The sequence below is a fragment of the Massiliimalia massiliensis genome, assembly GCF_900155615.1.
GTDB classification, from domain to species: Bacteria; Bacillota; Clostridia; order Oscillospirales; family Ruminococcaceae; genus Massiliimalia; species Massiliimalia massiliensis.
In genome coordinates, this window is the sequence record NZ_FUHT01000002.1 from 649259 (window position 1) to 673633 (window position 24375).

Annotated in this window: 27 protein-coding genes; 20 read left to right on the plus strand and 7 right to left on the minus strand. The window is 45.1% G+C overall.

Annotation, left to right across the window (positions count from 1 at the left end; translation table 11 throughout):
• Positions 1–19: 19 nt before the first annotated feature.
• Positions 20–2656, minus strand: a complete 2637-nt coding sequence (gene alaS, locus CZ360_RS03185; protein ID WP_077532726.1) for an alanine--tRNA ligase — start codon at positions 2654–2656, stop codon at positions 20–22.
• 336 nt (positions 2657–2992) lie between these two features.
• A complete protein-coding gene (locus CZ360_RS03195; RefSeq protein WP_077532728.1) occupies positions 2993–4612 on the minus strand; it encodes a peptidoglycan D,D-transpeptidase FtsI family protein in 1620 nt (539 codons plus the stop codon).
• A 336-nt stretch (positions 4613–4948) separates the two neighbouring features.
• Here CZ360_RS03195 and guaA point away from each other — a divergent pair, with 336 nt between their 5' ends.
• Positions 4949–6484, plus strand: coding sequence for a glutamine-hydrolyzing GMP synthase (gene guaA / locus CZ360_RS03205; RefSeq protein ID WP_077532918.1), 1536 nt, complete (start codon positions 4949–4951; stop codon positions 6482–6484).
• A 212-nt stretch (positions 6485–6696) separates the two neighbouring features.
• Here the strand turns inward: guaA and CZ360_RS03210 are convergent, their stop codons facing one another.
• Positions 6697–7026 carry a TfoX/Sxy family protein gene (locus CZ360_RS03210; protein WP_077532730.1) on the minus strand — a complete coding sequence of 110 codons (330 nt, stop codon included), beginning with the start codon at positions 7024–7026 and terminating at the stop codon, positions 6697–6699.
• Between the two features lie 13 nt (positions 7027–7039).
• Complete coding sequence (locus CZ360_RS03215; protein WP_077532731.1) at positions 7040–7573, minus strand: helix-turn-helix domain-containing protein; 534 nt, start codon at positions 7571–7573, stop codon at positions 7040–7042.
• Positions 7574–7860: 287 nt separating this feature from the next.
• On the opposite strand from CZ360_RS03215, the gene CZ360_RS03220 reads away from it, so the two are divergent.
• From CZ360_RS03220 to CZ360_RS03245, 7 genes are all read left to right on the plus strand, one after another.
• A complete protein-coding gene (locus CZ360_RS03220) occupies positions 7861–8049 on the plus strand; it encodes a LysR family transcriptional regulator (protein WP_077532732.1) in 189 nt (62 codons plus the stop codon).
• Positions 8049–9128 (plus strand): site-specific integrase, encoded by a 1080-nt coding sequence (locus CZ360_RS03225; protein ID WP_077532733.1) that lies wholly within the window; start codon positions 8049–8051, stop codon positions 9126–9128. Before CZ360_RS03220 ends, CZ360_RS03225 begins: the two co-directional genes overlap by 1 nt.
• A 1-nt stretch (position 9129) precedes the next feature.
• Positions 9130–9465, plus strand: coding sequence for a plasmid mobilization protein (locus CZ360_RS03230; protein ID WP_077532734.1), 336 nt, complete (start codon positions 9130–9132; stop codon positions 9463–9465).
• Positions 9455–9604 (plus strand): hypothetical protein, encoded by a 150-nt coding sequence (locus tag CZ360_RS13985; RefSeq protein WP_159438088.1) that lies wholly within the window; start codon positions 9455–9457, stop codon positions 9602–9604. The genes CZ360_RS03230 and CZ360_RS13985 overlap by 11 nt, the downstream gene beginning before the upstream one ends.
• Entirely contained in the window at positions 9597–10571 is a 975-nt protein-coding gene (locus CZ360_RS03235; RefSeq protein ID WP_077532735.1) for an AAA family ATPase, read from the plus strand. Before CZ360_RS13985 ends, CZ360_RS03235 begins: the two co-directional genes overlap by 8 nt.
• A 299-nt stretch (positions 10572–10870) precedes the next feature.
• Complete coding sequence (locus tag CZ360_RS03240; protein WP_077532736.1) at positions 10871–12019, plus strand: plasmid recombination protein; 1149 nt, start codon at positions 10871–10873, stop codon at positions 12017–12019.
• A 9-nt stretch (positions 12020–12028) separates the two neighbouring features.
• A complete protein-coding gene (locus CZ360_RS03245; protein ID WP_077532737.1) occupies positions 12029–12403 on the plus strand; it encodes a TnpV protein in 375 nt (124 codons plus the stop codon).
• A gap of 38 nt (positions 12404–12441) precedes the next feature.
• Here CZ360_RS03245 and CZ360_RS03250 read toward each other — a convergent pair whose 3' ends face one another.
• Positions 12442–12777: a winged helix-turn-helix transcriptional regulator gene (locus CZ360_RS03250; RefSeq protein ID WP_077532738.1), complete on the minus strand. Its 336-nt coding sequence runs from the start codon at positions 12775–12777 to the stop codon at positions 12442–12444.
• Between the two features lie 317 nt (positions 12778–13094).
• Here CZ360_RS03250 and CZ360_RS03255 point away from each other — a divergent pair, with 317 nt between their 5' ends.
• From CZ360_RS03255 to CZ360_RS03295, 9 genes are all read left to right on the plus strand, one after another.
• The gene (locus tag CZ360_RS03255; protein WP_407656921.1) at positions 13095–13787 is read left to right on the plus strand and encodes an NAD(P)-dependent oxidoreductase; all 693 of its coding nucleotides are present in this window, start codon (positions 13095–13097) and stop codon (positions 13785–13787) included.
• Between the two features lie 14 nt (positions 13788–13801).
• Positions 13802–14602 (plus strand): hypothetical protein, encoded by an 801-nt coding sequence (locus CZ360_RS03260; RefSeq protein ID WP_162841205.1) that lies wholly within the window; start codon positions 13802–13804, stop codon positions 14600–14602.
• 60 nt (positions 14603–14662) lie between these two features.
• Positions 14663–15286 (plus strand): 4Fe-4S binding protein, encoded by a 624-nt coding sequence (locus tag CZ360_RS03265; protein ID WP_077532740.1) that lies wholly within the window; start codon positions 14663–14665, stop codon positions 15284–15286.
• 4 nt (positions 15287–15290) lie between these two features.
• Complete coding sequence (locus tag CZ360_RS03270; protein ID WP_077532741.1) at positions 15291–16070, plus strand: protein-ADP-ribose hydrolase; 780 nt, start codon at positions 15291–15293, stop codon at positions 16068–16070.
• Positions 16015–16884, plus strand: a complete 870-nt coding sequence (locus tag CZ360_RS03275) for an SIR2 family NAD-dependent protein deacylase (RefSeq protein ID WP_077532742.1) — start codon at positions 16015–16017, stop codon at positions 16882–16884. Before CZ360_RS03270 ends, CZ360_RS03275 begins: the two co-directional genes overlap by 56 nt.
• Positions 16885–16895: 11 nt before the next feature.
• Entirely contained in the window at positions 16896–17072 is a 177-nt protein-coding gene (locus CZ360_RS03280; RefSeq protein ID WP_077532743.1) for a cysteine-rich KTR domain-containing protein, read from the plus strand.
• A 372-nt stretch (positions 17073–17444) separates the two neighbouring features.
• Entirely contained in the window at positions 17445–17765 is a 321-nt protein-coding gene (locus tag CZ360_RS03285; protein ID WP_159438089.1) for a phosphotransferase, read from the plus strand.
• Positions 17766–17920: 155 nt separating this feature from the next.
• Positions 17921–18505: a GNAT family N-acetyltransferase gene (locus CZ360_RS03290; protein ID WP_077532744.1), complete on the plus strand. Its 585-nt coding sequence runs from the start codon at positions 17921–17923 to the stop codon at positions 18503–18505.
• A 17-nt stretch (positions 18506–18522) separates the two neighbouring features.
• Positions 18523–19362: a carbon-nitrogen hydrolase family protein gene (locus tag CZ360_RS03295; protein WP_077532745.1), complete on the plus strand. Its 840-nt coding sequence runs from the start codon at positions 18523–18525 to the stop codon at positions 19360–19362.
• A gap of 48 nt (positions 19363–19410) precedes the next feature.
• Here CZ360_RS03295 and CZ360_RS03300 read toward each other — a convergent pair whose 3' ends face one another.
• Complete coding sequence (locus tag CZ360_RS03300) at positions 19411–19758, minus strand: PAS domain-containing protein (RefSeq protein ID WP_077532920.1); 348 nt, start codon at positions 19756–19758, stop codon at positions 19411–19413.
• Positions 19759–19817: 59 nt separating this feature from the next.
• Positions 19818–20714: a hypothetical protein gene (locus CZ360_RS03305; RefSeq protein WP_077532746.1), complete on the minus strand. Its 897-nt coding sequence runs from the start codon at positions 20712–20714 to the stop codon at positions 19818–19820.
• A 291-nt stretch (positions 20715–21005) separates the two neighbouring features.
• Here CZ360_RS03305 and CZ360_RS03310 point away from each other — a divergent pair, with 291 nt between their 5' ends.
• From CZ360_RS03310 to CZ360_RS03320, 3 genes are read left to right on the plus strand one after another with little or no spacing between them, the layout of a single operon-like run.
• Positions 21006–21680 (plus strand): polyphosphate polymerase domain-containing protein, encoded by a 675-nt coding sequence (locus CZ360_RS03310; RefSeq protein ID WP_077532747.1) that lies wholly within the window; start codon positions 21006–21008, stop codon positions 21678–21680.
• Positions 21681–21715: 35 nt separating this feature from the next.
• Positions 21716–22387, plus strand: a complete 672-nt coding sequence (locus tag CZ360_RS03315) for a DUF4956 domain-containing protein (protein WP_077532748.1) — start codon at positions 21716–21718, stop codon at positions 22385–22387.
• Positions 22388–22398: 11 nt separating this feature from the next.
• Positions 22399–24330, plus strand: a complete 1932-nt coding sequence (locus tag CZ360_RS03320; protein WP_077532749.1) for a CotH kinase family protein — start codon at positions 22399–22401, stop codon at positions 24328–24330.
• Positions 24331–24375: the final 45 nt, after the last annotated feature.

The window sequence follows — 24375 nt, forward strand, 5'->3', positions numbered from 1 at the left end:
GTTTTCGTAAACAGCTATTCTATATTAATTTTTCAACGATCTCCGGCACAGCCATCAGCGCTTCATCAATTTTCGTCTTATCGCCGACTCCGGCCATTGCGCTGTCAGGCCGTCCGCCGCCCTTTCCTCCGGTCAGCGCGGAGACCTCCTTGACTATTTTTCCAGCGTGCGCTCCAAGCTTTACCGCTTCCGGGCCGCAGACGCAAAGCATATTGGCCCGCTCAGTCCCAACGCTCACCAAAACGGCAACCGTATTCGACGCGTCGCTTCTCAGCTTATCACCCATAGTCCGCAGGGCTTCTGTACTGACGTCGCTCATCATGGCGGATACAATCCTGCATCCCTTTATCTCTTTTGCATCCTCTGCAACTGATCCAAACTGCAGGGAAGCAAGCTTCGCGTTAAGCTGTTCGATCTGCTGGTTTTTCTCCTTGAGCTCACTCATCACCGCGCCGCACTTCGCGACAAGCTCGGCCGGATTGGTAAGCTTCAGCTCCGCAGCCGCCTGATGGACAGCCGCGGTGGTTTCCTGCAAAAGCTCCAGAATCTGCATTCCGGTTTTTGCTTCGATCCTTCTGACGCCTGCGGCGACAGAGGACTCGCTCACAATCTTGAACAAGCCTATTTTAGAGGTGTTGTCTACGTGGGTGCCGCCGCAGAATTCAACGGAATAGCCGCCCGCGTTAACCACGCGCACCACATCGCCGTATTTTTCCCCGAACAGCGCCATTGCGCCGGTAGCCTTTGCCTCTTCAATCCCCATCTCCTTGGTTTCCACCGGAAGTCCGGCAAAAATCTTGGAATTTACGATAAATTCAACCGTTTTGATCTCTTCCGGCGTCATCGCCTCAAAATGAGAGAAGTCAAACCGAAGGGTATGCGCATTGACAAGCTGCCCAGCCTGGTGAACATGGTCTCCCAGCACCTCCCGCAGCGCGGCCTGCAGCAGATGCGCCGCGGTATGGTTGCGCTTGATGGATTCACGTACCAGATTGAGAACCTCCATGTGTACGGTTTCTCCGACGCTTACCGCACCCTCCTTTACCTCGCAGACATGGAGGAACAGCCCGGTTCCGGTTTTCTGCACATCCAGAACAGCCGCAGAGCAGCCCTCTGCCGAGACCGCGCCCTTATCGGCCACCTGTCCGCCGCTCTCCGCATAGAACGGCGTCTTATCGACAACCACCGTTGCCTTCTGCCCGGCTACAGCAGATTCCACCTTTTGCCCGTCTACTAAAATGGCGATGACTTTTCCATCTGCCTCAAGGGTTTGGTAGCCCACAAATTCAGTCTTCACCCCGGCAAGCCCCAGCGTTTCGTCCGCCCAGGCAACGTCGTCCTGAGACATTCTGGCTTTTCTCGCGCGTTCTTTTTGTGCGTTCATCAGCTCTGCAAAGGACATTTCATCCAGATCAAAGCCCTTTTCCGCCACAATTTCCTTGGTAAGATCAATCGGGAAACCGTAGGTATCATAGAGCCGGAACGCGTCTTCACCGGAAAGGACTGTGCCGTTTCCGCCGTTCTGCATTTCCTCCATGATCTGATTTAAGATTTCAAAGCCTTTTCCAATGGTCTTATTAAAGTTTTCTTCCTCAATTTTAATAATCTTTTCCAGGAAACTCTGTTTTTCTTTCAGTTCCGGATAAGCGGCTTCGTTTTCCTTTACCACTGTCGAAACCACCTGGTAAAGGAACGGCTCATGAATCCCCAACAGCCGTCCATGGCGGGCAGCGCGGCGAAGCAGGCGCTTTAACACATAGCCGCGCCCCTCATTTGCCGGCATAACGCCGTCCGCAAGCATAAATACCGTACTGCGGATATGGTCGGTGATAACCCGCAAAGAAACGTCCTTCTTCTCGTCGTCATGATATTTCACCCCGGCGATTTCGCTGATATGCTTCATGATATTCTGAACGGTATCCACCTCAAACAGGTTGTCCACTCCCTGCATAATGCAGGCAAGGCGTTCCAATCCCATTCCGGTGTCAATATTCGGATGCTCCAGACGGGTGTAATGCCCTTCTCCATCATTGTCAAACTGGCTGAATACCAGGTTCCAGAACTCGACATACCGGTCACAGTCACAGCCGACCGCGCAGTCCGGTTTTCCGCAGCCCTTTTCCTCACCGCGGTCAAAGTAGATCTCCGAGCATGGCCCGCACGGCCCCGCGCCAATCTCCCAGAAGTTGTCCTCCTTGCCCAGACGAACAATATGAGACGGGTCTACCCCCACCTCATTCACCCAGATATCCCGCGCCTCATCGTCATCCTCATAGATGGAAACCCAGAGACGGTCAACCGGGAGCTTTAACTCCTCTGTGATAAATTCCCACGCCCATTTGGTTGCTTCATGCTTAAAATAGTCTCCAAAAGAGAAATTTCCCAGCATTTCAAAAAAGGTTCCATGACGGGCAGTTTTCCCAACATTTTCAATATCCGGCGTGCGGATGCATTTCTGGCAGGTAGTAACCCGCTTGCTCGGCGGCGTTTCCTGTCCCAGAAACCATTTTTTCATCGGCGCCATTCCGGAGTTGATCAGCAAAAGGCTCTGATCTCCCTGCGGCAGCAGCGGAAAGCTCGGCAGCCTGGTATGCGCTTTTGATTCAAAGAAACTCAAAAATTTCTCTCTCAGTTCGTTTAAGCCTGTCCATTCCATATCGTGAAGTTCCCCTCTCTGATTTGCCGCTTCTGAAAGCGGAAAAATAAAAAAGAGCCCGCCATATCATTTCAATATGATATGGGACGAAGGCTCTTTCAAGTTCCGTGGTACCACCCAAATTGCAGAAAATTTCTGCCGCTTGTTTTCCTCCCTTAACGCGGGAAACGTCCGGCTCCTCACCGGCTGCTCCAAGATGGCTTTTTGAAACCGCGCCTGCCGAGCCTTCCACCCTATGAGCTCGTTCTCTGCCGCCGCACGTGTTTCAATTGGTCTTTTCAACACATTTCGTTCTTTTTAGATCTACTTTATTATACTGTATCCCTTTTCTGTTTGTCAACCCGAATTTCCCACAGAGAAGTCGTCCGCACCGGCATCCGCATTGTGCAATAGCGCTATTTTCCCGGCAATTTCCGAGAAGATCGGAGAAGCGGTAATATTTCCGCTGTCCGCGTCCTCCACGACTACGGAAACGACATATTCCGGATCGGCAGCCGGCGTAAACCCAACAAACCATCCGTTAACAAGCTCATCCCCGTTTTCATAAACGCCGGTCTGTGCCGTTGCAGTCTTTCCTCCCGCCGTTGTAAGGGAAGACTGCGCGTTCTGTCCCTCTGCCTCCACACAGGAAATCAAAAAGCTTTGCAGGCGGTAAGCCGTCGTCTGCTTCACGGCCTGAATCCCAATCGGCGTGTCGTTCGCTGTTTTCCACGCTCCCTGTTCGGTAACCGTGCCTTCCACCAGGGACGGCGTCGGCGTAATTCCGCCGTTGACCATTGCGCTGACCATCTGGGCAAGCTGAACCGGCGTTCCCAGAAGGTCGCCCTGTCCGAAGCTTAGGTTGGCAAGCTGCCCGTCTGTCAGGTCGTCCGGCAGGATTCCGGTCTGCGTTTTCAGACCCGGCGCCAGCTCATAGGATTTCCCAAAGGAAAGATCCTTGGCTATGCGGAGCAGGCTGTCCTTCTCAAGCTGCAGTCCAAGATTAATGAAGTAGGGGTTGCAGCTATGAACCATCGCTTCCTCCATAGTCAGGACACCATGTCCTTCCCGATTATGGCAGTGCATCACAGTTTCTCCTAATTGAAACGCACCGGTACATTCATATTCCAGCGAGGTTGGTATTCCCTGTTCAATCGCGGCTGCGGCAACGGCAATCTTAAAGGTAGAGCCCACGCTCAGCGGCGTAAACGCGCGGTTAATCATCGGGGCATCCTCTGAATTCATGGCCTGGGACAGGGAGTAGGTGCTGTAGGCCGGGAAGCTGCAGACCGCGCGCAGCTTCCCAGTCTTGCAATCCATTACCACAATCGCACCCTTTTCAATCTCCTTTCCCGCTCTCTCGCAGATTTTCTGAATCCTTGAATCAATCGTCAAAACAACCCCTTCCGTGCTTTCCTGCTCGTAGCGTACCTGGGGCTTTGTTCCTGGGATCGCACGTCCCATAGCATCCAGCGTATAGGTAATCTTTGCCGTCCGTTTTCCCTTTTCCAGAAGCTCCTGATAGCTTTTTTCCAAGCCGGATACACCTGTTCCGTCAGAAAGATATCCGATCAGATGGGCTGCCGTCTGATCCTCCTCATACCGGTTATAGACTGAAAAAATAATGATATTGTCATCCTCTGATTCGGCGGTATGGACTTCCTGCAAAAAGGGCTTTCCATCCTGGAGGCGCTCCTGGATTTCCTGTTTTGTCAGGTCGGTAATCTCAGCAACCTCCTCCGCGTTTTCCTGGGTCACCAAAATGGCCGCAATATGTTTCTGGGTCTGATTCACCAACGGACGCAGCTCATGGTCATAAATAAACCCCCGGTTAATGGTAAGCTCCAGCGTATAGTCCGACTGCCGCTGTCCCGCCTGGACATAAAAAGAATCGGTCGCTATGGAACCGATCCGCAAATATAATATCGTAAAAGCCGCACAGATTACACAAAAAATTCCGACAAGACGTTTCCACATGCTATCCGTTCCTTTCCCTGCCAGGACAAACTCATTTCATACCGTTGCCCGGTTGTCTCTTGTCCGGCAGTCATCCTTGCCGGAAAGATAAAAAGCGTTGCTGCAAATAACAGGATAAAACAAAGAATAGGCGCTATTTTTCTAATCATTGTCAAATACCTCCCGTCCGGTTTTGGCGTCCTGCTATTATTTTGACCGAAAAACAGATGCTTATACAATCGTTCTTAGAGCAATCATCTGAACTGGATTTCTTCTGATTTAAAAAGCTTGCAATTATACCTGAAACATGGCAAAATAGAAACAACAAAAGGATAAAAAATGGAGGTTTGTCAATTTATGAACCATCAGCTTGTTCTGGTCTTGGATTTCGGCGGCCAGTATAATCAATTGATTGCAAGGCGTGTCCGTGAATGCAACGTTTATTGTGAAGTGAAGTCATATCAGACTCCGATCGATGAAATTAAAAAACTCAGTCCTGCTGGGATTATTTTTACCGGAGGCCCCAACAGCGTTTACCTGGAGGAGTCCCCTCATATTGATCCGGAAATTTTCCGTCTGGGTATTCCGGTGCTGGGAATTTGCTATGGCTGTCAGCTCATGGCCTATTCTTTGGGCGGAAGCGTTTCGTCTGCTAATACAACCAGCGAATATGGGAAAACCGTCACCTATTTCGACCGTTCCTGCCGGCTTTTTGACGGATTGCCGGATCAGGGCATTACCTGGATGAGTCACACCGACTATATAGATAATCCGCCGGAAGGTTTCACCCTTGCGGCACATACGGATTCCTGCCCATCTGCAGCAATCTGCAATCCGGATAAAAGGCTTTATGGATTACAGTTCCATCCCGAAGTGCTCCATACCGAAAACGGGCTTTCTATGCTCCGCAACTTCCTCTATCTGGTTTGCGGCTGCACCGGGGACTGGGATATGGGAAATTATGCCCAGACGGCTATCCAGGAAATCCGGGAAAAGGTTGGTGACGGAAAGATCCTGCTAGCCTTATCCGGCGGAGTAGATTCCTCTGTGCTTGCCGCCCTTCTCTCTAAAGCGGTCGGCAAGCAGCTCACCTGTATCTTCGTGGATCATGGCTTTATGCGGAAAAACGAAGGAGACGAAGTGGAGGCCGCCTTTGCAGATTGGGATGTAAACTTTATCCGTGTGAACGCAGCAGACCGTTTTCTATCAAAGCTTGTCGGTGTAGAAGAGCCGGAAACCAAGCGAAAGATCATCGGGGAAGAGTTTATTCGCGTCTTTGAAGCAGAAGCCAAAAAGATAGGACAGGTCGATTATTTCGCGCAGGGCACCATCTATCCGGACGTGATTGAGTCCGGTGCAGGTGATGCGGCTGTAATCAAGAGCCACCACAATGTTGGAGGGCTGCCCGATTATGTAGACTTCAAGGAGATTATTGAGCCGCTGCGGTTATTATTCAAAGACGAAACCAGGAAGCTTGGCATGGAACTGGGACTTCCCGACTACCTTGTTTGGCGGCAGCCATTCCCCGGCCCAGGCCTTGCAATCCGCATTATCGGTGAGATCACCCGCGAGAAGCTCGCAATTTTGCAGGATGCGGACTTTATTTTCCGGGAGGAGATCGCCAAGGCTGGTCTTGACCGTGATATCCATCAATATTTTGCTGTTCTTACCTCTATGAAGAGCGTCGGCGTCATGGGCGACGGGAGAACATATGACTATACTCTGGCGTTGCGCGGCGTAACGACCACTGACTTCATGACTGCTGATTTTGCACGGATTCCGTATGACCTGCTCGCTAAAATCTCCAGCAGAATTGTAAATGAAGTTAAGAATATCAACCGGATTGTATATGATATTACTACAAAGCCGCCTGCTACGATTGAGTGGGAATAAACTGAGAGGTCGTAAAAACCCAGTAGCTATGCGGGTTTGCGACACTTGAAGAAGTCTTTTGATAACAATTTGATAACAGTTATATGAGAGCGATTATTCTTATTATCCACTGGTTTTTGGGTAAGAGAATAAAAGAAATTGGCTTTCTGATATAACAATCCATATTAAAACGCCCTTAGCTGTGGGTAACACGGCTAAGGGCGTTTTTGTCGTTATTTTTTGGAGGTGGTTTTCTTTTTCTTCGGTACAGGAAGTTCATCATACATAGAAAGAAACAGATTGCAGAGAAATTCTCTGTTGTCAACATCATCGATTAAGAGCATTTCTTTTGCTCCCTCATAGGGCAATTCGTAAGTAACCGTGGGTATAAGGGAAATTGCGGAAGGAACAGGTTTTACAAGCAAGCGGTCATCATAGATACCGCCTACGATTTTATCACGGAAATAGAGAATATATTCGCCCATCATTGCACGATAGGTAATTCCCTCTAAACCTGATAACTGTTCCAATACAAAGGTTAAATAATCTTTACTTGAAGCCATACTACACCTGCTTTCAATCATCTGTTTTTAGTTGGTCTTTGAATTGTTCTACCAAAGCGTCGCTCAATTCCTGTGACGGGACTTTCACCCATCGCTGTGTGGTATCGAATTTCGGATAGTGGTAACGCCATTGGTCGTACTGTTCTCTGTCGATTTCATCAGCAGATAACTTGTCCGCCTGCTTTTTCCAAGCATAGAGCATTTTCAGCAATTCGGCAGCGTCCGTGCCTTTATCTTTGTTGACTTTCAGACAGACTTCGCCGTCTGTTTCGCTGACAGTCAGACCGTAAATATCCTCAAGGGTAAATAAGGTGTGCATAAGCCCGATGTAGTTGTCAATGTCGGGAATATCAAGAGCCTGCGGTGCAACATCGAGAGCCTGTGCTAATGCGGAAGTAAGCTCTGCCTTTGGTTTCCGTGTTCCCGTTTCATACTGTGCTAAACGAACATCAGCACTTCTTTCGGGGAAGCCGACAGCAGTACCGAGATACTTCTGTGTCATTCCACGCATAAGTCTGAAAAAATGTATTCTTTCGCCGATAGCCATAATGTTTCACTCCTTGTTTATGTATCTGCAAATAGTATAAGAACTTGTCAAGCATCGGGTAGTATTTTCTTTGAAAATCCCCACCCTTTCCTGCTTGACAAAACCTTGTACTGAATGCAATTTCATTCTGCATTCAGTATAGCAGATATGTTTAGGAAAAGTCAAGAGAAAATTAAACAAAAAAGTTTAATGTTTTCTTTGCAACCACTTGACACAAACAAAAATGCTTAGTATAATCAGAATACAAAATTAAACTATTATGCTTAGTAAAAAGAAAGGAGGATTGTATGGAAAACAAATTTATCCGTGCAGATGATGTGGCACGGGAGCTTGATGTATCAAAGCCTTATGCTTACAAACTTATTCGACAATTAAATGAGGAATTGAAAGCAAAGGGTTTTGTTACTATTGCAGGGCGTGTAAACCGCCAGTATTTTTATGAAAGGCTCTACGGAGCAGGAAAGGAGAGTAAATAATGCCAGTATTCAAGAATGAGGACAATGGAACTTGGTATGTAATGGCTCGCTATGTGAATTGGAAAGGCGAACGCAAGCAGAAATGCAAGCGTGGATTTGCCACAAAGAAAGAAGCACAGGAATGGGAGCGAATGTTTCAGTTGCAGACTTCTTCCGACCTTGATATGAGTTTTGAAGCCTTTACAGAACTGTATATCAAGGATGTGAAAAATCGTCTGAAAGAAAACACTTGGCTGACAAAGGAGCATATCATTCGCACGAAGATACTGCCCTTTTTTGGCAAGTTGAAAATCAGTGAGATTTCCACAAAGGAGATTATCACTTGGCAAAATGAGATGCTTGCCTATCGTGATGATAAGAAAAAGCCGTATTCACAGACCTATCTGAAAACGTTGCATAATCAATTATCAGCTATCTTCAATCACGCTGTACGCTATTATGAACTGCGTTCCAATCCTGCAGCAAAGGTGGGGAATATGGGGAGTGAGGAACACAAGGAAATGAAATTCTGGACAAAAGAAGAATACAAAAAGTTTGCTTTCGAGATGATGGATAAACCAGTATCTTTTTATGCTTTTGAAATGCTCTACTGGTGCGGCATTCGTGAGGGTGAGTTATTGGCTCTGACCGCCGCCGATTTCAATTTTGATAAGGAAATGGTCACGATTAATAAATCTTATCAACGTTTGCACGGCGAAGATGTAATTACCACGCCGAAAACAAAAAAGAGTAATCGTACCATTAAAATGCCGAAATTTCTCTGTGAGGAAATGCAGGAATATCTCGGTATGCTTTACGGCTTGAAAAAGAAAGACCGTATCTTTACAGTAACGAAAAGCTATCTTCATCACGAGATGGACAGAGGGGCAAAAGCCGCAGGAGTGAAGCGTATTCGTATTCACGATTTAAGGCATAGTCACATTAGTTTGCTGATTGATATGGGATTTTCTGCGGTAGCGATTGCAGACCGTGTAGGACACGAAAGTATTGAAATCACTTATCAGTACGCTCACCTGTTTCCGTCGAAGCAGACGGAAATGGCAAATAAATTAGATGACTTGGGGAAAGGAGATTGTTAAAATGTCAGCGAAAAACAGAGATGGTAAAAACAGATGGAGAAATATCACAGTAGGGTTTCGGGTATCGCCCGAAGAAAATGAACTCATTAATAAAGCAGTAGCATTATCAGGACTGCCGAAGCAGGAATACTGTTACCGCCGCTGTTTAAATCAAGATGTGGTAGTACAGGGGAATCCGAGAGTATATAAGGCTCTTAAAACAGAACTTGTGGCTGTTCTTACAGAGTTACAGAGGATTGAAGCAGGAAATGGTGTAGATGAGGAATTGCTTAATGTGATTGAACTGATTGCCGTTATCCTCGGAGGAATGAAAGGAGATGGGGAGAATGGAGAATAAAAAAGAAATGACCACTCCGAATGTATCTGCGGCAACAGATACGGAGCAGTCACTTTCTAAATGTACTGACAATAGTATAACCCAAAAAACCGTGAACTTCAATACTTTCAGCGAAAAAGGCGGTGGTTATAATGGCTAAACTTAAAATTTTGAATATGGACGAAATACCTGCTACCGAAGTCGAATGGCTTTGGTATCCGTATATCCCTTATGGAAAGATAACCATTGTTCACGGCGATCCCGGCGACGGAAAAACAATGATGATTTTACAGTTAGCTTCTATCCTATCAAGGGGCGACAAATTGCCCTGTGATGATACGGAGCGTGAGCCGATAAAGATTATTTACCAAACAGCAGAGGACGGACTTAGCGACACAATTAAACCTCGTCTGCTTACGGGCAATGCTGATTGTACGCAAATAAAAGTAATCGATGAATCGGAAGCGGCACTTTCAATGCTTGATGAAAGAGTGGAGCGGGCAATTATTGAAACAGGCGCAAAGATAATCATTTTAGACCCTGTGCAAGCATATATCGGCGCAAAAATTGATATGAACAGAGCAAACGAAGTTCGCAATGTTCTTTCACAGTTAGGTCGAGTAGCAGAAAAGCACGAGTGTGCCGTTATCCTTGTCGGACACTTAAATAAAGTACAAGGCGGCAAAGCAAATTACAGAGGTCTTGGCTCAATCGACTTTCAGGCAACGGCACGAAGTGTACTCATTGTCGGCAGGCTCAAGGAAAACAAGGAAGTGCGAGTAGTTGCACACGAAAAATCTTCTCTTGCACCTGAAGGCAAGCCTATCGCTTTTGAACTGAATAAAGAAACAGGATTTGTGTGGAAAGGTCATTATGATATTTCTATCGACGATTTATTGAACGGCGTTAGTCGTGAAAAGAAATCCGAACAAGCAGAGAATTTAATAATGGATTGTCTGTCAAACGGAAAATGTCTTCAGCAGAGTGTATTGAAAAAAGCACAGAATTTTGGTATCTCAAAAAGAGTGCTTGATGAAGCGAAAAAATCTCTCGGTGTTAAGTCGACAAAGGAAGGCAGCGGATGGTATTGGGAACTTCCCGAAGAAAAAGAAACAAGCAACTTTTAAGGTTGCAACATTGCAAAGGTGCGGAACAAGTGCAATCTTGCAATGTTCTTTTTCGGTGGGTAGTGAGCGATATGAAAGTTTAGCGGAGTGTGCAGAGAGTGCCTTTTCAAAGGCGGCTCTTTGCCCTTCGGAGAACGCAAAACCTGCGAAGAATGGCTTGCCATTCTTAACAGGTCTGCATTTTTGATAGGCTTGCCTGTCAAAAGTGCTTTTGCGTTACTTTCGCAGAAAGTAACAAAGGCTCGCCGCAAGCGGCGGAATGGAAAGGAAGTGATTTTATCCAACGGACGATTAGTGCAATGGTCGGGAAAGGCTCGGTCAATCACAACAGCCGTAAATTCAAAGCGGAGAATGTGAACGCTGACCGTTCCCACCTCAATATAGATTATTGCAACGAGAGTATTAAGAACGTTTATCACGAATTATTTGATGAAGCACTTGAAAGGTACAACGGCAAGCAAACAAGAGCAGACCGAAAGATAGCAGATTATTATGAAAAAATCAGAAGCTCCAAACAGGAAAAGCCATTTCACGAATTGATTTTGCAGATTGGAGATAAGGAAAATATGAGTGCGGAAAGCGAAAACGGACAGCTTGCGAGGCAGATTTTAGATGAGTATTATCGTGGCTTTAAAGAGAAAAATCCGCACCTTAGAGTGTTTTCTGCTCATCTGCATTTGGACGAAGCAACACCACATCTGCACATTGATTTTATACCGTTTACAACAGGCAGTAAGCGTGGTCTTGATACAAGAGTATCGCTGAAACAGGCTCTCGCTGCACAGGGATTTAAGGGCGGCAGCCGTGGCGATACGGAGTGGTCACAATGGGTACAATCCGAAAAAGAGCAGCTTGCTTGTGTTATGGAACGGTACGGTATTGAGTGGGAGCAGAAAGGCACACACGAAAAACACTTATCTGTTTTGGATTATAAAAAGCAGGAACGAGCAGCGGAAATTCAGCAATTAGAAAGTAAAATTGAGAAAAAACAGACGGAGTTTGATGTACTATCAAAGCGTATCGAAAACTTTGATAAAGGGGCAGATTCACTCTTGCAAATGCAAGAAGCATTGGATGATGCTCCTGAGTACCAACTGCCAGAGCCACAAGGTTTTATGACGGCAAAAAATTACAAGAGTAAAATAGTCGAGCCGTTATTTAAGAAGTTGAAATCTCTTGTCAAAACATTTATGGTAAGGTGCTTTCAGGCGGTTGATGATTACCAAAGGCTTAATCAGGCAAACGCAAGTCTGTATAGAAGTAATGAACGGCTAAAAGAACAAAATAAGCAGTTGACAGCCGATAATAATCGTTTGCGGGAGGAAATTAAGGATTATAAGCTGTTACGGAAAGCTTTTGGAAATTGGCAGATTGACAGGCTGTTAGAACAGGCAAGGCAGTCTAAACAGCGTGGTACACGCTTTAGAAATAAAGAAAATGAAAGGTAGGAAAACAAAATGACAAAGACAATTTTTGAAGAAATGGGCGGCACTTATGTACGGCGAGGGGATTATCTTATCCCCTGCCTTACCTTACCCGCCGAAAAAGAAACAGTTATCGGTGTTTGGGGGCAGAGGCACAAACGTTATCTGCGAGAGCATAAAAAGGCAACCTATACTACTCTGCTGACAAGCGGTAATTTAAACAGCTATCTTGTCAATATTGATGAGCAGGCACAAGAAATGTTTTCACGGTTGGTGGAGCAGATGGCAGAGTGTGAGGGTGTAACGGAACAACTTAAAGCAACCGACCAAATGGCGTGGATTGGAGCAATGAATAATATTCGGGGTAGAGCAGAAGAAGTCATTTATACCAATCTCATTTACAGTTAAAAAACGGCGGGTATCCAATAACGGATACTCGCCATTTTTTAACCTAATGAAGCCTTATATTCCTCGCCCCAATTCCACATTGAATCAAGAATTGGTTTCAGACTTTCTCCAAGTTCTGTCAAGGTATATTCCACTCTCGGAGGCACCTCGGCATATACCGTCCGGGTTAACAGACCGCTTTCTTCCATTGCCCGAAGCTGTGCAGTCAGTACCTTTTGAGATACATTGCCGACTGATTTTTTTAATTCTCCAAATCTTTTTGTTCCTGTAAGCAGGTCACGCAAAATTAAAACTTTCCATTTATCGCCGATTAAAGTTAAAGTCGTTTCCACAGGACAAGCGGGTAATTCTTTTGCTGTTTTTTGTGTACTCATTTGCTCACCTCCGATTAGTTTCTATTTGAAACTTTACATATAATTATACCATACAGCCTTAAAGCAATCAATATTTCAGTTTGAAATCAAGGGAAATAAAAAATTTTTCAAAAATTTTTTTGCTATATAAAATCGCCCTAAAGACTGAAACTACGCATTTGTTTCCTTTGGGTAACTATCCAATTGTTACCTTGCGGTAACAACGCCACAATATTGTGCGTACTTTACGGCTGAAACGGACGCTCATATAATATAGTCAAGAGCTACGGAGGACGGCCGCTCCAAGGCTCGAGCAAATCCAAAAGGAGAAATCCATTATGAACATTTTAAAAAGAATTTTTGGCAATAGCCAAACAAATTTTAAGGAGGAAAACAAAATGAAAATCACAATTGTATGCGCAGCAGGTAAGCAGGGTTCTAAGTTGGTGCAGGAGGCTCTTTCCAGAGGTCACGAGGTCACCGCTGTTGTACGCCCAACCGACAAGGCTCCCGCAGGAGCAAAGGTCATCACCAAGGATCTATTTGATTTGACCTTAAACGATCTGAAAGACAGCGATGTTGTTATTGATGCGTTCGGTGCGTGGACGGAAGACACTCTTCCTCAGCACAGCACTTCCCTCAAGCACCTGTGCGACATTCTCTCCGGCACAAATATCCGCTTATTGGTTGTCGGTGGTGCAGGCAGTTTGTATATCAATCCTGAGCACACCGCCTGTGTATCTGACGGCCCGGATTTCCCGGATATCTTCAAGCCTCTCGCAGCTGCAATGGCTAAAGCGTTGAGTGAGCTACGCCAGCGCAATGATATCAAGTGGACATATTTAAGCCCTGCCGGAGATTTTCAGGCCGAGGGTGTTCGCACCGGAAAGTACATTCTGGGCGGCGAAGAACTGACGCTCAATTCCAAAGGTGAAAGTGTTATCAGTTATGCGGACTATGCTATCGCTATGATTGACGAAGCAGAAAACGGCAACCATATTCAGCAGCGCTTCAGCGTTGTCAGTGAATAAAATGTATGAAGGAGATGACCGTTGTGAATAAAAACACTTTTACAACCGTAAAACTCGCAAAAGGCGAAATGAATATTTACGATTTCGGCAGCATTAAGCTGCACGCATACAAGACCAACGATTTCATTGATGATGAAGTTTTTATTGTTGAAAAAGACGGTAGAGCCGTTATCATTGAATCCCCTTGCTTTTTTGACAACAACAGAGAGCTTGCAGAATATCTGAAAGATGTTGAGGTTGAGGGTATGCTCATTGCTTACCACGGTGCAGGCGCTACCTTCCTGCCGGAAGTTCCGAAATATGCAACGCAAAATGCTGCGGACTACTCGACAAACGGAGGCGGTAAAGCACTGGTAGCGAATTTTACAAACGCCTTCGGGGAGACTTTCGATAACTCTATTCATAAGATTACCCAAGTCATTGGAGAGGGTCAGGTGACAATCGGCGGCATTGATTTTGTAATCAAGCAGACCGCAGAAGCGTTTGACATTGCAATTCCCGAAATTAACGCCGTTTACACCCATATGCTCGGACATGACTGTCACTCCATTGTTGCAGGTGCAAACCACGCTGACGGAATCATTGCAGAACTGAGCAGCTATATTGAAAAGGGTTACGATCTGATTCTGACCTCGCACTATACGCCGGAGGATTTGAAAGACGCACAAACCAAAATCGACTATCTTGAAAACTTGAAAAAGATTGCGGCGAATTGTGCGGATTCCGACAGCTTCAAGGCAGAAGTACAGAAACAGTACCCTGCATACAGCGGTCAGAACTATCTCGATATGACGGCAGGATTTTTCTTCGCTTAATATGGTGGCGGGGCTGTCAATATGGCAGCCCCGTTCTACTTGAAAAAGAGGTACACGAAAGTGAATACAAACGAAATCTTATATTTTTTAGAACAACAAATACATTCGGTTATTATGGCGACCGTTGATGACAGCGGGCTACCCGTTACCTGTGCGATTGACATAATGGATAGTGACGAAAAAGGGTTATATTTTCTAACGGCAAAGGGAAAAGGATTTTATAACCGCTTAAAGAAAAACGGATATGCTTCATTAACAGGTATAAAAGGCAACGATACGCTGTCCTGTGTAGCGATTTCTGTTTGTGGCAAAGTGCAGGAAATGGGAAATGCACCTCTGCAAAGGCTTTTTATAAAAAATCCATATGTGAAAGAAATCTATCCAACCAAAGAGTCCAGGCAGGCACTTACTGTCTTTCGGCTTTATGAGGGAAGCGGCGAATGGTTTGACCTTTCAAAGAAACCGATTGAACGGGTTTCGTTTACGATTGGAAATCAAGAAAAGGAAATGCAGGGATATGAAATCACGGACAAATGCACGGGCTGTAAATCCTGTAAGGTAGCCTGTCCACAAAACTGCATTGATTTTACCGTTACCCCTGCTGCTATAAAACAGGAAAATTGTTTGCATTGCGGCAACTGTTTAAGAGTTTGTCCTCAAAAAGCAGTTGTTCGGAGAGGATAGAAAAATGTCACAAACCGAAAAAAGAAAATATTTAATAGCGGCGCTCCTAAAAGAACAGCCGCAGTATTCTAAAATAGAAATTCCGTCGAGTGAACAGGAACAAAAAATTCTGCTTCGTTCGCTTTTTAATATCCGTATGCCCTTGCCTGTAACCGATGAATTTTTGACGATACAGGATACCTACTTACAGGAAGAAGTACGGCAAAAAGGAATTACAAGTGTTGCCGATTTGCAACCGCTTCAGCCGGGAGTGTATCTGTGGCAAGGTGACATTACCACGCTGAAATGCGATGCTATTGTAAATGCCGCCAACAGTAGGCTGCTTGGCTGCTTCTGTCCCAATCACGGGTGTATTGATAATGCGATTCATACCTTTGCAGGGGTGCAGCTTCGGTTGGCTTGTGCAGAACTTATGAAGAAACAAGGTCACGAAGAAGAAACCGGTAAAGCGAAAATCACGCTCGCCTACAATCTGCCTTGTCGGTATATTCTGCATACAGTCGGCCCGATTATTCGAGGTCGCTTAACACAGCGGGATTGTGATTTGCTTGCTTCCTGCTATCGTTCTTGTTTGGAATTAGCCGAGCAAAACAGATTAAACAGTATTGCGTTCTGCTGTATCTCTACAGGTGAGTTCCATTTTTCAAATGATAAAGCAGCAAAAATTGCGAATCAAGCAGTAAAGGAGTATAAAGAACGAACTCACAGCAAAATTGAGGTGATATTCAATGTTTTTAAGGAACTGGATTACAACATCTATCGGAAGCTACTCCGAGCAGATTGACAGGCTGAAAAATGAAATAGATAACGCCGACGCTATTGTGATCGGCGCAGGTGCGGGAATGTCAACCTCGGCGGGATTTGCTTATGACGGGGAGCGCTTTGAAAGAAACTTTGCTGATTTTCGTAAAAAATATGGCATTACCGATATGTATTCGGGCGGTTTTTATCCGTACAACTCTCTGGAAGAATATTGGGCATGGTGGTCAAAACACATCTATATCAACCGTTATGATATAGATGTAGGTCGGCCCTACACAGAGTTGTTAGAACTCGTCAAAGACAAGGACTATTTTGTGTTAACCACAAATGTAGACCATCAATTTCAGCTTGCAGGCTTTGATAAGAAACGGCTTTTTTATACACAGGGCGATTATGGTTTATGGCAATGCTCCAAAGCCTGCCACGACAAGACCTATGATAACGAGGAAACAGTACGACAAATGGTGGCAGAGCAAAAGGATTTGAAAATTCCGTCAGAATTGATTCCGAAATGCCCTGTTTGCGGCGCACCTATGACAATGAATTTGCGGTGCGATAACTCCTTTGTACAGGATAAAGGTTGGTATATGGCGGCAAATCGCTATGAGGACTTTATCAGACAGCATAACGGTATGCACATTTTATTTTTGGAACTCGGCGTGGGAGCAAATACGCCTGTCATCATAAAATATCCATTTTGGCAAATGACTGCACAGAATAGACACGCAACTTATGCCTGCATTAACTACGGCGAGGCGGCAGCACCGAGAGAAATTGCAAAGCAAGCAATTTGCATTAACTCGGATATTTCTGCGGTATTAAAAGATTTGGGATAAGAGGATATACTATGAACATTAAAACAGAATGGATACTTTGCCCTGTTTGCGGCAGAAAAACACACGATAAAATCAGAGAAGACACCGAAATGAAAAACTTCCCTCTTTACTGCCCAAAGTGCAAGCAGGAAACGCTTATTGATGTAAAGAGCTTTATTGTTAATTTCTGCAAAGACGAAAGCAAATAATTACACCATACGGCTTGATTTTCTAAGCAAAATCGCTTATAATTTGAACCGAAACATATTGCTATTATCTACAGTGATATGACTGATGTTATCAATGCCGATAACAAAATGATAACATTAGCCCATATAGGCAGGATAATATGGATATATCAAATAATCAAAAGAACTACATACACGACAGAGAATAATCACTAAACAAAATTGATTAGGCTTTGTCGAGTTTGAATAGAAGGCATATTTGACTTCGCATTTTAAAATAAAAAGAAATCCTCCGTATTGCAAAGTGCGGATGGTTTTGTTATACTTTCAGTGTATATATGAGATTACGCGAAGATACAGACAGCCGTATGTAAGAAGTCAATGGGAGAATCTATGGCAGAAATAACAACAGATATTGTTCGCAGACTAATCGAGACACAGTTTCCCGCATGGAGCGGATTGGAAATTCGTCCTGTGGCAAAGAGCGGACACGATAATCGAACGTTTCATTTAGGGAGTACGATGACGGTACGCCTGCCGAGCGGTAAGGATTATGTGCCGCAGGTTGAAAAGGGGGTTCAGTGGCTTCCGTATTTAGCAAAGCATCTATCCCTGCCGATTTCAAAATCGCTTGCAATGGGACATCCGAATGATGCTTATCCCTTTGTTTGGTCGGTCAACAGCTACATAGAGGGCGAAACAACGAATGAGTAAAATGTTGCAGACAAAGCGAGCTTTGCGTCAGAACTAGCACTATTTTTGAAGGATCTTCAAAGCACAGATACAAATAAAACGGTTTCTGAAAACGCAAAGCACACTTTAAAGGAAATCATTGCTGAATATGATAAAGATATTGAAAGGCAGATAGAATGAACACACCGACACTTGAAACAGAACGTTTAATTTTGAGACGATTTACAGAAGATGATTTGGAAGCTCTTTTTCTAATTCTTAAAGATGAGGAAGTTAATAAATTCCTGCCTTGGTATCCTATGAAGAACCTTGAGGAAACCAAAAAATTTTATGAGGAAAGATATGCCGTAAAGTATGCGCAGCCGCAAGCGTATGTCTATGCTATTTGTCTTAAAAGCGATCATTATCCTATTGGCTATATTAAGGTTGAAATGGAAGACCACCACGATTTTGGCTATGGACTCCGCAAGGAATTTTGGCATCAGGGAATTGTTACTGAGGCAGGCAAGGCTGTTGTCGAACAGGTGAAAAAAGACGGATTGCCATATATCACCGCGACGCACGACAGAAACAATCCGCGAAGCGGAAACGTTATGCAGAAAGTCGGTATGAAATACTGCTATTCCTATGAGGAACAATGGCAGCCAAAAGACTTTCCCGTTGTTTTTAGAATGTATCAACTGAATTTTGACGGAAATGATGATTTTGTATATAAAAAGTATTTGAACATGTACGACAATCATTTTGTTGAGGAATTGTAATTTTATAAGGAGAAAACATGGTTTTCAAGGTAGCGATTTTGCAAATAAACGCAGTTAAAAAAAATCTGGTTAAAAATACGCAAACCGTTATTTGTATGATGCAGGAAGCAGCAAAGTTAAATGCTGATATTCTTCTGCTTCCCGAGTGCTTTATTACAAGCTATACACTGCCAATTACGAATAAAGAGGCATTGGCTGACAATGATCCAAGCATTGCTGCGATCTGTAACGCAGCTAAAAGCTTTCGCATTGGCGTCGTTGCGACTGCATTTACAAAAGGCGATGGTAAGCCACAAAACTCCGCCTTTGTTATAGACAAAAATGGTGAGATTTTGATGAAATATTCAAAAGTTCACACCTGTGACTTTTCTGCTGAACGGTGCCTTCAAAGCGGTACAGAATTTAAGACCTGCAGTTTTGACGGCATCAAGCTAGGTGTTATGATTTGCTATGATAGGGAATATCCGGAAAGCGCAAGAATTCTTATGCTCAAGGGTGCGGAGCTCATTCTTGTACCTAACGATTGCGATACCATGAAGCCGCGCCTTCAGGCTCTTTCCACCAGAGCATATGAAAATATGGTGGGAATTGCTATGGCAAATCCTAACCGCGAAAATGCTGGTTGTTCCTGTGCTTTCAGTCCCATCTGTTGGGATGCTCATGGCAAAAGTATCGATAATACACTTTTCATGGCGGACGAACTATCAGAGGGATTGTTTTTTGCTGATTTTAATATGGATGAAATTCGCAGATATCGTAAAGAAGAAATGATGGGAAATACATTCAGAAAAGTGAACGCCTATCAAAAATTAATTGATAACGAAATTCGTTTTCCATTTATTCGAGATGGACAATAAATTATACAGAAATAAAACAGGCGGTCGTCCAATGGACGACCGCCTGTTTTATTTCTGTAAGTTGAGTTCAAACCGTTCGAAAAAGCCAATCCATTCCCCCGCCTGGTTTTTTACTCCCTGCATGTAAATACGTAGATTTTTGATATTTACTCCTACAAAAATCGGTTTTCCATTGCGGCAAATGCTTTCAAAGCCCTTTTTGATTTTTTCTTTTGCCATTTCACTGTCATGGCATTCAAAAATACTTTTCCCGATCAGATCTTTATATCCTCGTTCCTGATAATAATGGTATTGCGCGCACTGGTTCATGTAACGGATCACAAAATCCTTGTCCACAAACACAATCGGATAAGGATAGCTGTTAAGAATCCCCTCCATAATTTCTAATTGCTCCATACGAATTCCTCCTTCGATATAATTGTTTTTTGTTTCAAGCAGCAGATCCAGTCTGTCCCTCACGCCTTGATGACAGCCCCGGCCGCGTACACAATGACCAATGAGATGATAAAACTAGCAAGATAGGCCAAGGAATAGAGACAAAATCTCTTTCGCATGCCCTGTGTTGCTTTTACCCTAAGGCTCCCTCCGGACAGAATCGTAACCTCCGGAAGCTCGCCCTTTTGGCTAAAAATAAATCTTCGCTTTTCCAAATACCATAAAACTAACAGATCAAACGGCGCCTGCACCACAAACAGGAGACTGATTAAAAAGGCCATATGGTTTGCATCATTGCCTGAAGCCCAATTTAGGGTAAGCGAAAGCAGAATACTTCTGGCTAATATCCTGACCAGCCAACCATAGTATCCAGCTTCTTTCAATCTCCAAAACCCATATGTAACGAAAAATACCAGTAAATAGCTGAACATCGTACCTACTGCTCCAGCCACACAGTAAACGAGCATGGCCGTGCTTTCCGCCTCCAGGATTTTCTGGTAATACATCCTGCCATCAGCAAAAATATAGTAAAGCGCCGCAACAGAAAGCAGCAGGAAGGCCCATTTTAATACAGACAGAAAGCCAACAGGAAACCCGCTTTTTTTCAGGCTGTCGCGTTTTTGTACATATTGCTTTGGAAACCGCCTGGTGATCAGCCATTCCGGCAGCTCTGGTTTTTCCTCCGAAAGGATCGAGTCCTCCTCGTCCTCTTCATACAGGGTGCTCTGCGGCGGCAATTCCTCTTGATAATACTCTATTTCTGCCTGTGGAAAAGCCGGCTCGTTTAAGAATTGCTCCAACGTTTCCTCAGCTATTGCAAATTTTCCCTTTGTTTCCTGCCCGGTCAGCCTGGCACCGCACTCCGGGCAGACGGATAAAGACGTTTTCCTGCCACATTTTGGACAACTATTTTCCATTACCGTACCAGCCTTCTTACGTCGCATAATAAAGCTTCTTATCTCCTGCCCCGCGCCCTTTACTAAAACGGCTTATGAAAGTTCTGCGCAAAGGCTTCTCTTTAATGAGATTATAACATAAATACATCTCTTTGCAAAGTCATTGTTTCTATCTTGCAGGCTTCCTGATATTTTCAAAAAACTTTCACAAAAGCATTCAAAAATGAAGATTTCTTATCACAAAATCCACACAACTGCTTTTTATAATATTTTACGTAACCTTAACATGCCTATTACAGAGGAGGTGAAGAAATGAAGTTCAGACATGAAGAAAAATTTATCATCAACTACTGCGATTACTTAACGCTTCGTTCCCGCCTGCGCCGGGTTCTTCCTTTTGACGAACATACAGATGCAGGCGGCCAATACCGGATTCGCAGCATTTATTTTGACACGCCCGGCGATCTGGCGCTGCGCCAGAAACTCGATGGAGTCAACCGGCGGGAAAAATTCAGAATCCGGTTTTACAATCTTGACCTCTCATTCATCCGTCTGGAAAAGAAAAGTAAGCTTAACAGCCTTTGCTGCAAAGAAGAAGCTGCTCTTTCCTGCCGGGAAGCCAAAAACCTCCTTTCCGGAAGCGGCTTCTGGATGACAGCTAACAGCAGCCCGCTGATTCAGGATTTCTATCAAAAATGGCAGCATCAGTGCCTGCGGCCCAAGATAATCGTCGATTACATCCGAGAGCCCTTTCTATACCATCCCGGAAATGTCAGGATCACTCTGGATCATCATATTCGAACCAGTAAAGACCTGAAGGCCGCATTGACAGACAGCGCAGTTACCCTCCCCTGCGGATGTGAGGAGTATCTGCTGGAGGTCAAATACGACGAATTTCTGCCAAATCTGATCCGCGATCTTGTCCAGCTCGACAGCCGCCGGATGCTCGCTTTTTCCAAATATGCGGAATGCAGAAGATATGGTTAATTGATTTTATATTGTAAGCGTAAGGAGAAACAGATATGACTTTTCAGGATATATTTAAATCAAGCTTTTTAGAAAACATCACCAGCGTTTCTATTTTAGATATGGTGATTGCGATTGTATTAGCCTTTGGAATCGGAATTTTTATTTTTCTGATCTATAAAAAAACTTACCGCGGCGTAATGTATTCAGCCAGCTTCGGCACCTCTCTTATTGCTATGACAATGGTTACCACCATTGTCATCTTAGCCGTAACCAGCAATATTGTCCTTTCCCTTGGGATGGTCGGTGCATTGTCTATTGTCCGTTTCCGTACAGCCATCAAAGACCCTCTGGATATCGTCTTTTTGTTCTGGTCTATTGCGGTCGGGATTGTTTTGGCCGCAGGACTGATTCCGCTTGCAGTATTCGGCAGCGTGGCAGTTGGATTAATCCTGCTTTTCTTTGTGAACAAAAAATCCCATGACCACCCCTATATTGCAGTGATTCACTGCGACTCAAAGGCTTCTGAGGATGCTGCTTACGCACTGCTCTCCCAGAGGGCAGACCGATGCGTGGTTAAATCCAAAACAGCTGCCGCCGGATCGGTGGAGATCAACTACGAAATACGTCTTAAGGACAGCAATACCGACTTTGTCAATGAGCTTTCTCAGTTGAACGGGGTAAGCAGTGCGGTTCTGGTCAGCTATAACGGCGACTATATGAATTAAGGAGCGCCGCCATGTCTAAAAGTAAATACACCAACATCGTCTGTATTGTAATCAGTATTTTGACTGTAGTGGCTGCGATACTTGTGCTCAATGCCAAACAGCTTGGCGTCGTGTCGACTGCCGCCGCAGTTGGATATGAAGAAAAGCTGTTCAATACCAAGACTGTCCACACCATTGATATCGCGGCGGAGGAATCAGACTGGCAGGAAATGCTTGACAACGCAACCTCGGAGGAATATATTACCTGCGACATTGTAATCGACGGAGAATCCCTCCAGAACGTGGCTATCCGTACCAAAGGAAACTCCTCGCTGACTCAGGTCGCCTCCACCGATTCAGACCGGTTTAGCTTTAAGGTAGAATTCGACCATTATGATGACAGCATCACCTATTACGGTCTGGATAAGCTTTGCCTGAATAATATTGTCCAGGATAACACCTATATGAAGGACTTTCTCTGCTATAGCATGATGCAGCAGGCAGGTGCGGAAACACCCCTGTGCAGCTTCGTCTGGATCACCGTCAACGGCGAGGACTGGGGGCTTTACACTGCGGCAGAGGGCATTGAGGACGGTTTTGCCCAGCGAACCTATGGCTCAGATTACGGGAATATCTACAAGCCGGACAGCATGGACATGAATGCCGGCGGCAATAAGGGCGGCGGTATGGGAAGCACAGACGTCCAGCTTCTCTATACTGACGATTCCTATGACAGCTATGACAATATCTTTTCCAATGCTGTCTTCGATGTCACCGATTCGGATAAAGACCGTCTGATCTCTTCCATCAAACAACTCAACGAGCAGGAAAATTTGGAGGGGATTCTGGATACAGAAGAAATTATCTCTTATTTTGTCGCCCATAACTTTGTCCTGAACGGGGACAGCTATACCGGGAATATGATCCACAACTATTATCTTCGAGAAAATGACGGCGCCCTTTCCATGATCGCCTGGGATTACAATCTTGCCTTTGGCGGCATGTCAATGGGCGGCAGCGCCCAAGGTACAGACCAGGCCACCAGCCTGGTAAATTCCCCGATTGATTCCCCCGTTACCAGCGGAGATATTGAGGACCGTCCAATGGTATCCTGGATTTTTTCACAGGAGAACTATACGGAAGCCTATCACAAAGCCTTCGCGGATTTCATTTCCTCTTACTTTGAAAGCGGCTATTTTGAAGAACTCTTTGATGAAACAATTGAAATGATCTCACCCTATGTGGAAAAGGATCCGACCGCTTTCTGTACCTACGAGGAATTCCAGTCGGCCGCAGAGACTCTGAAGGAATTCTGCCTGCTGCGGGCGGAAAGCGTAAAGGCGCAGCTTGACGGAACAATCCCCTCCACCTCCTCGGGACAGGCAGAGGATTCATCCAACCTGATTGACGCCAGCAGTCTTGACATCTCGGTAATGGGAAGCAATAGCTTTGGTGGCGCGCGCGGAAAAACACAAACGGAAATCCAGGATAGCCCGGAAAGTGAGGATGGCTTTGCAGGGTTCCAGAGCAGACAGGGTGCTGCCGAAGATTCTTTATTTACAGCTGCAGCCGATATGCAGTCGCCCCCGGAGCTACCGGATGGAGCCGAACCTCCTACACAAAACGGACAGATGATGCCGCCCGGACAAGAACAGAATGGTACAGAATCCACACCAGGAGAATCGGAAAGCGGCGATGAAAGCCAGGCGGATGAGAGCATCTCTGGCAGCACAGAGGACAGTACTGAAACACCCGCCCAGGATGAAAACACACAGCAAGCACCTGACTTTGGAGATCTGAAAGAGTTCCCGGACGGCGACGCAGGGCAGGAGCGGACTTTTCCCGGCGGCGATATACAAGCCTCCTCTGCCCAGGGACAGGATTTCCTGTCCTGGCTGCTGTTCGGCGGTTCCGTTCTCCTTTTGGGAATCGGGCTCGTCATTGCAAAGCTCTATAAACGTTAAGGAAAACCGGCTTCTCCTAACAATTCAAAACGAGTGGCAAACCAG